Raw genomic sequence first — 6,248 nt, 5'->3', positions numbered from 1 at the left:
ACGGCGGCGGCCCACGCGTGGTCCCGGGGCAGCCCGATCTCGGCCCGCCGCCCCTCCTGAGGGTCCAGCGGCCACCACCGGTCCAGCCACCGGGCGTCCTCCCCGCCGACGGGCTCCCCGAGCAGCTCGCTCCCGTCCTCCCGTACGAGCACCAGCCGCGCCGCGCCCGCCGCGTCCACCTCGACGACCTCCACGGGCACGTTGTCCAGCCACTCGTTGGCGAACAGCAGCCCGGTGATTCCCTCCGGCGCGGCCGCGACCCACTCGACGCGGTCGTCGAGGCCGACGGGCCGGTCGGCGAGTTCGACGGCGTACGCGCGCGTGCGCTTCGCCACACCGGAGGGGAGCGCGGCCAGTACCCCGCTCACCAGTTCGCCCCGCCCGGCGGCCATGTCCACGAACCCCAGCCCGTCCGGCCGTCCCAACGCCTCGTCCACCCGGCACAGCAACCGCGCCACGGCCGAGGCGAAGAGCGAGGACGCGTGCACGGAGGTCCGGAAATGCCCGGCGGGCCCCTCCGGCCGCAGGTAGAAGCCGCCGGGCCCGTACAGGGCCTCATGGGTCGCCGCGCGCCAGCAGCGCCAGGGCCGCGCTTCACCGGGGGCGCGGCCGGCCGCGGACGACCCGCAGTCGCACGACGAGAGGTCCTCCCGAGCTGTTGGGCGATCCATCATCACGTCAGGCTAAGCGGAACGGGTAACACGACCTCCACCTTGGGGAGTACGTGGCCCGGTCACGGATCGACCCTCCGGTTGACCCCGGCACACCGCGCGCATCCCTACGCTGGGTCACGTGCAGCGCCTCTATGACTTCTTCCGCCGACATCCGACATGGGTCGACAGCTTCTGGGCCGTCGTCCTGCTCGGGACGACCCTGGTCAGCGGAGCGATCGACCGAAACTATGCGGACGGCATGAACGAGACCGCGTTCGCGGTGATCTCGCTCGCCCTGTGCCTGTCGATCGCCCTGCGGCGCCGCATGCCCGAGAAGATGCTGATGCTGGCCGCCGCGGCGGGCTTCGCGCAGCTGATCCTCGACGTGCCGAGAATCCCGGCCGACTTCGCGATGCTCGTGGTCATCTACACGGTCGCGGCGAACGGCGCCCGCTGGGCCTCCTGGTTCGCCCTGGGCGGCGGCCTCTGCGCGGCGTCGCTGGCGCAGCTGCGCTGGACCGAGCAGCAGACGAGCACGCTGGGCAACGCGGTGCTCGCGGTGGTCCTGACCGTGCCGTTCGCCCTGGCCTGGGTGCTCGGAGACTCCCTGCGCACCCGCCGCGCGTACTTCGCGCAGTTGGAGGAGCGCGCCGCCCGGCTGGAGAAGGAGCGCGAGGCACAGGCCAAGGTCGCGGTCGCCGCCGAGCGCGCCCGGATCGCCCGGGAACTGCACGACGTCGTAGCGCACAACGTCTCCGTCATGGTCGTCCAGGCCGACGGCGCCGCCTACGTCCTCGACGCCGCCCCCGACCAGGCGAAGAAGGCTCTGGAGACCATCTCCTCCACCGGCCGGCAGGCCCTCGCCGAGATGCGCCGCCTGCTCGGCGTGCTGCGCACCGGTGAGCACAAGGAGGTCGGCGAGTACGTCCCCCAGCCCGATGTCGAGCAGATCGACGACCTCGTCGAGCAGTGCCGGGTGGCCGGCCTGCCCGTCGACTTCAAGATCGAGGGCACCCCGCGCCCGCTGCCCAGCGGTGTGGAGCTGACGGCGTACCGCATCGTCCAGGAGGCCCTCACCAACACCCGCAAGCACGGCGGCCCGAACACCGGTGCGAGCGTCCGGCTGGTCTACTTCGACGACGGCCTCGGTCTGCTCGTCGAGGACGACGGCAAGGGGGCGCCCCACGAGCTGTACGAGGAGGGCGGCGCCGACGGTCAGGGGCACGGCCTCATCGGTATGCGCGAGCGCGTCGGTATGGTCGGCGGCACGCTGGACGCGGGCCCCCGCCCCGGCGGCGGATTCCGGATCAGCGCGCTGCTGCCCCTGAAGCCCGCACACTGACACGGGCATGCCACTCGCTGGCACCTGTAGACCTGCTGTAGACACGGAAGAGGACCCGATGGCGATCCGCGTAATGCTCGTCGACGACCAGGTGCTGCTGCGCACCGGGTTCCGGATGGTGCTGGCGGCCCAGCCGGACATGGAGGTCGTGGCGGAGGCGGGCGACGGTGTCGAGGCCCTGCAGGTCGTACGGGCGACCGACGTGGACGTGGTCCTCATGGACGTCCGGATGCCGAAGCTGGACGGCGTCGAGGCCACCCGCCGCATCTGCGCCGACCCGAACCCGCCGAAGGTGCTCATCCTGACCACCTTCGACCTCGACGAGTACGCCTTCTCCGGGTTGAAGGCGGGTGCCTCCGGCTTCATGCTCAAGGATGTGCCGCCCGGCGAGCTGCTGGCCGCGATCCGTGCCGTGCACAGCGGCGACGCGGTGGTCGCGCCCTCCACCACACGGCGCCTGCTCGACCGGTTCGCCCCGATGCTCCCGAGCACCGGAACGCAACCCCATCACAAGGAGCTGGAGCGGCTCACCGAACGCGAACGCGAGGTCATGATCCTCGTCGCCCAGGGCCTCTCCAACGGCGAGATCGCCGCCCGCCTCGTCCTCTCCGAGGCCACGGTCAAGACCCACGTCGGCCGCATCCTCACCAAGCTGGGCCTCCGCGACCGCGTCCAGGTGGTCGTCCTGGCGTACGAGACGGGGTTGGTACGGGCGGGCGGCGGACAGGGTTGAGGACCCCGGAGCCCGCCGGTCCCGGCCGAGCCACAGGAAGCCCGGCCGCTGGAGAGCGTGACCCTGGCGTGATCACCGCGCACCAGGGTGCGCGCATGCTCTTGTGGATCAACGGCCCTTTCGGGGGCGGCAAGACACAGACCGCGCACGAGCTTCGGCGGCGGCTTCCGGGCAGCGTCGTCTGCGATCCCGAGCACGTCGGCTTCGGTCTCCACCGGATGCTGCCGCCCGAACTGCGCGCGGACTTCAAGGACCTGGCCGCCTGGCGGCAGGGCGTGGTCGAGGTCCTGGACCTCGCCCTCACCGAGCGGGACGGTGTGGTGATCGCCCCCATGACGGTCACCAGCCCCGTCCATTTCGCGGAAACCGTCGGCCGCCTGCGCGAACTCGGCCACGAGGTACGCCACTTCACGCTCCTCGCCCAGCGCGAGACCGTGCTGAAGCGGCTCCGTGAACGCGGCTTCGGGCATCTTCTCCAGTACGTCGCCGGGAAGAACGCCCCGCTCCGCCGGGAGAGCTGGGCCGTCGGACAGCTCGACCACTGCCTGGAACGGCTGCGCGAACCGGAGTTCGCCGAGCACCTGTGGACCGACCGCACGACCGTCCCGAGGACCGCCGACCGCATCGCCGCCCTGGCCGGCCTCCGGCTCAGGCCGAACCACGAGGGCGCCCTGCGGACCCGGCTGCGACAGGCGGCGGTCGGCGCCCGGCACATCCGGTTCGACTGACGTCAACATCGAGTACGAGGACACCGAACTCGGCCGCGATACCGGTCCCTGTCCCGGTCGTCGGCCCTACCTGAGCAACCCTTCCAGGACGTCGCTCCCCAGGCGGGCCACCACCGTCACGTCCAGCTGGTGCAGCACGTACCGCCCCCGTCGGCGGGTCGTCAGGAGGCCCGCCTTCTTGAGGACGGACAGATGGCGGGATATCTCCGGCGGTGTCATGCCCAGCATCTGGGCCAGCTCGCCCGTGGTGTTCGCGCTGCGGGCCAGATTGCGGCACAGGCGCATGCGGACGGGGTGGGACAGCGCGGTCATGCGCAGGGCCAGCTGCTCGACGGAGAGCGGGGCGGCGGGCTCGGCCGCGCTCACGGGGTACTGGATCACCGGCTGCCAGCCGAACCGGTGCAGGACGGTGAGATGGGGCCGCCCCAGGCTGGTCGGCACGAGCAGCAGGCCGCCGTCGCCGGTGTGCGTACGGCCCTCGACCAGCTTGTCCACGACGATCCGCTCCGCCGCGCTCCCGACGCCGTCCAGGGCCATCGAGGGCGACACGGCGGCCAGCGCCTCGGCCAGGCCCCTGTGGCGCAGCAGCTCCGTCTTGTGGCGGGCGTCCGCCGCGAGCGGGTGGCACAGCCGGGACCAGGTCTCGGCGAAGAAGGCCTCGTCGCAGTCCTCCAGGAACTGCCGCAGCCAGGCCCGCACGCCGGGCGGATCCTCCAGCAGCCGCCGGGCGAACCGCAGTTGCTGCGGGCCGCGCGCGGCGGCAAGCTCCAGGGCGCGCCGCCGCATCTCCGCGTCGGACAGCGCACCGGGCCGCTGCGAGTCGTACGCGTAACCGGGGGTGCAGACGAACTCCAGCCCGGCGTCGACGAACTGGTCGTCCGTCAGCTTGTCCAGCAGATCGAGGTCGTCGGCGAGCGTCGCACCCGGGAGGGTGTCCCGGCCCGGGATCCCGGCGAACGGCATGAACAGGTCCGAGAACGACGTGCGCCACAGGAAGTCCGCTTCGGACAGCCGGTCGGCGAGATGCGCGTCGAGCCGGGCGGTCACCCCCGTCGCCCAGCCCCGCAGCCCCGGATGGTGGCCCGGCTCGGACAGCACGTGCAGCGCCATGCCCAGCTCGGCCAGTGGCGAGGGCACGACGGCCACCCTCTCCCGCCGCAGTCCGGTGATGCCGATGCGCACGCTCATGACCACATGGTGCATCCGACCACTGACAACGCCCCCCCGCGCCTATTCGCCCGCGACCTTCTCCACCAGAGCCACGAAGTCCGCCACGGCCCTGTGCACGTCCGCCGCCGTCCACTCCAGCGCGGCGGCCCGTACCTCGATCTCCGTGACGGCCAGCCCCGGCCCACCGCGGTCCCAAGGGCGGGCGAACAGCAGCGCGGCCGTCTGCTCGCCCTGGCGGACGGCGGCCTCCGCGACGACGTCGACCTCGTACGGCAGCCAGACCTGGAACTCGTTGGTGTGGGGCTCCTCGGGGTGCACACGGGCCCACGGCACCCCCGCCGCCGCGAACCCCTCGCGCAGCGCGGCGGCGACCACGCGCGCGTGGCGGACGTACTCCGGCAGCCGGGGCAGCTCGCGCTCCAGGCCGACGAGGGCCGACAGCGCGGTGGGGAACTGCTGGAAGAGCTGGCCGCCGTACCGGTGCCGCCAGGCCTTCGCCTCGTCGATGAGGGTCCTGGGGCCGGCGATCGCGGCACCGCCGTAGGCGCCGAGGGACTTGTAGTACGACACGTAGACGCTGTCGGCGAGGGCCGCGATCTCGTCCACGGGGCGGCCGAAGTGGGTCGCGGCCTCCCACAGGCGGGCCCCGTCGAAGTGGACCACCGCGTCCCGCTCGCGCGCCGCCTCGGTGAGCTCCGTCAGCTCCTCCCAGGAGGGCAGCACGAAGCCGGCCTCCCTGAGGGGCAGTTCGAGCATCAGCGCCCCGAAGGGCTCGTCGAGACCGCGGACCTCGTCGGCGGTCGGCAGCCGCGGCTCGCTCGTCAGCCGGACCGGGCGCAACCCGCTGACCTGGCTGAACGCATGCCGCTCATACATCTCGGGGTGGGCGAGCGCGTGCAGGGCGACGGTCGGGTTCCCGGTGCGGGCCGCCCAGCAGCGCAGGGCCACCTGCTGGGCCATCGTGCCGGTCGGGAAGAACGCGGCGGCCTCCATGCCGAGCAGCGCGGCGGTCCGCTTCTCCAGGGCCTCGACGACCCCGTTGCCGTACATGTCCGCCGTCTCGTCCAGGTCGTACACGTCCCCGGCCGCGTCCAGCAGCGCCAGCCGCTCCCGGAGCGTCGCCAGCGCGCTGGTCCGCGACAGCACCCGCTCGGCCGCCCGATGGGCGGCCTGCCGCCGTTTGTACCGCAGAACCGCCGGGGACTCCTCGGTGGCCGCCTGTTCCGCGGTGGTCTGCGCCGTCTCCGCCGACCCAGTCGTCTGCGCCGTCTCCGCCATCTCGCTCATCCCGGGATCATCCCCCGGCCCGTCCCACCCGGCACCGGGTTTTCGCACCGGTGTCCGTGCTCTCGGACCGCGCTCCCGGCCCTCGCCCCCCACCCGTGGAGGCGACCTGCGGAAACGGCTCGTGACGGCTCGCGACCGCCCACAGCCTGTGGACAACCGGACGCCCCTCGAACCAATCGCGTTAACATGACGAGAAATCGTCCGGTACCCAGAGCGGACTGGAACGGGAAGGCCACCACCGAGTGAGTACATTCCAGCAACCAGAGCCGAAGGACCGCCCCGCGCGGCTCGCCGTCGGTGTCGTGGGCGCCGGGCGCGTCGGCCCCGCGCTGGCG

6 protein-coding genes are annotated in these 6,248 nt (G+C 72.6%); 3 read left to right on the top strand and 3 right to left on the bottom strand.

What is annotated here, in order from left to right:
- The coding region (locus tag AWZ10_RS11415) for an SAM-dependent methyltransferase (protein ID WP_341846085.1) at window positions 1-674 on the bottom strand (674 nt) is incomplete at its 3' end.
- A 118-nt stretch (window positions 675-792) separates the two neighbouring features.
- Between AWZ10_RS11415 and AWZ10_RS11410 the strand changes: the two genes are divergently transcribed.
- The 3 genes from AWZ10_RS11410 (at window position 793) to AWZ10_RS11400 (ending at window position 3,456) form a co-directional block, all read left to right on the top strand.
- Entirely contained in the window at window positions 793-1,995 is a 1,203-nt protein-coding gene (locus tag AWZ10_RS11410; protein WP_046705110.1) for a sensor histidine kinase, read from the top strand.
- 58 nt (window positions 1,996-2,053) lie between these two features.
- Window positions 2,054-2,728, top strand: coding sequence for a response regulator transcription factor (locus tag AWZ10_RS11405; protein ID WP_046705109.1), 675 nt, complete (start codon window positions 2,054-2,056; stop codon window positions 2,726-2,728).
- A gap of 95 nt (window positions 2,729-2,823) precedes the next feature.
- Window positions 2,824-3,456, top strand: a complete 633-nt coding sequence (locus AWZ10_RS11400; RefSeq protein WP_060891005.1) for an AAA family ATPase — start codon at window positions 2,824-2,826, stop codon at window positions 3,454-3,456.
- A gap of 66 nt (window positions 3,457-3,522) precedes the next feature.
- Here the strand turns inward: AWZ10_RS11400 and AWZ10_RS11395 are convergent, their stop codons facing one another.
- Together AWZ10_RS11395 and AWZ10_RS11390 are read right to left on the bottom strand one after the other, a co-directional pair.
- Entirely contained in the window at window positions 3,523-4,644 is a 1,122-nt protein-coding gene (locus AWZ10_RS11395; RefSeq protein WP_046705115.1) for a DUF5937 family protein, read from the bottom strand.
- 42 nt (window positions 4,645-4,686) lie between these two features.
- On the bottom strand, window positions 4,687-5,904 hold the full coding sequence (locus AWZ10_RS11390) for a threonine aldolase family protein (RefSeq protein WP_060891004.1): 1,218 nt from the start codon (window positions 5,902-5,904) through the stop codon (window positions 4,687-4,689).
- Window positions 5,905-6,248 lie beyond the last annotated feature (344 nt).

The organism is Streptomyces europaeiscabiei (assembly GCF_001550375.1).
In the GTDB taxonomy this organism is placed as follows: Bacteria; Actinomycetota; Actinomycetes; order Streptomycetales; family Streptomycetaceae; genus Streptomyces; species Streptomyces europaeiscabiei.
Note: the sequence above shows the minus strand (reverse complement) of the source record. Positions and strands in the feature narration are given on the sequence as shown.

Bases quoted from the DNA above. Each gene is read 5' to 3' on its own strand.
- AWZ10_RS11405 (WP_046705109.1), top strand. From the start codon at position 2,054: ATGGCGATCCGCGTAATGCTCGTCGACGACCAGGTGCTGCTGCGCACC.
- AWZ10_RS11400 (WP_060891005.1), top strand. From the start codon at position 2,824: ATGCTCTTGTGGATCAACGGCCCTTTCGGGGGCGGCAAGACACAGACC.
- AWZ10_RS11395 (WP_046705115.1), bottom strand. From the start codon at position 4,644: ATGAGCGTGCGCATCGGCATCACCGGACTGCGGCGGGAGAGGGTGGCC.
- AWZ10_RS11390 (WP_060891004.1), bottom strand. From the start codon at position 5,904: ATGGCGGAGACGGCGCAGACGACTGGGTCGGCGGAGACGGCGCAGACC.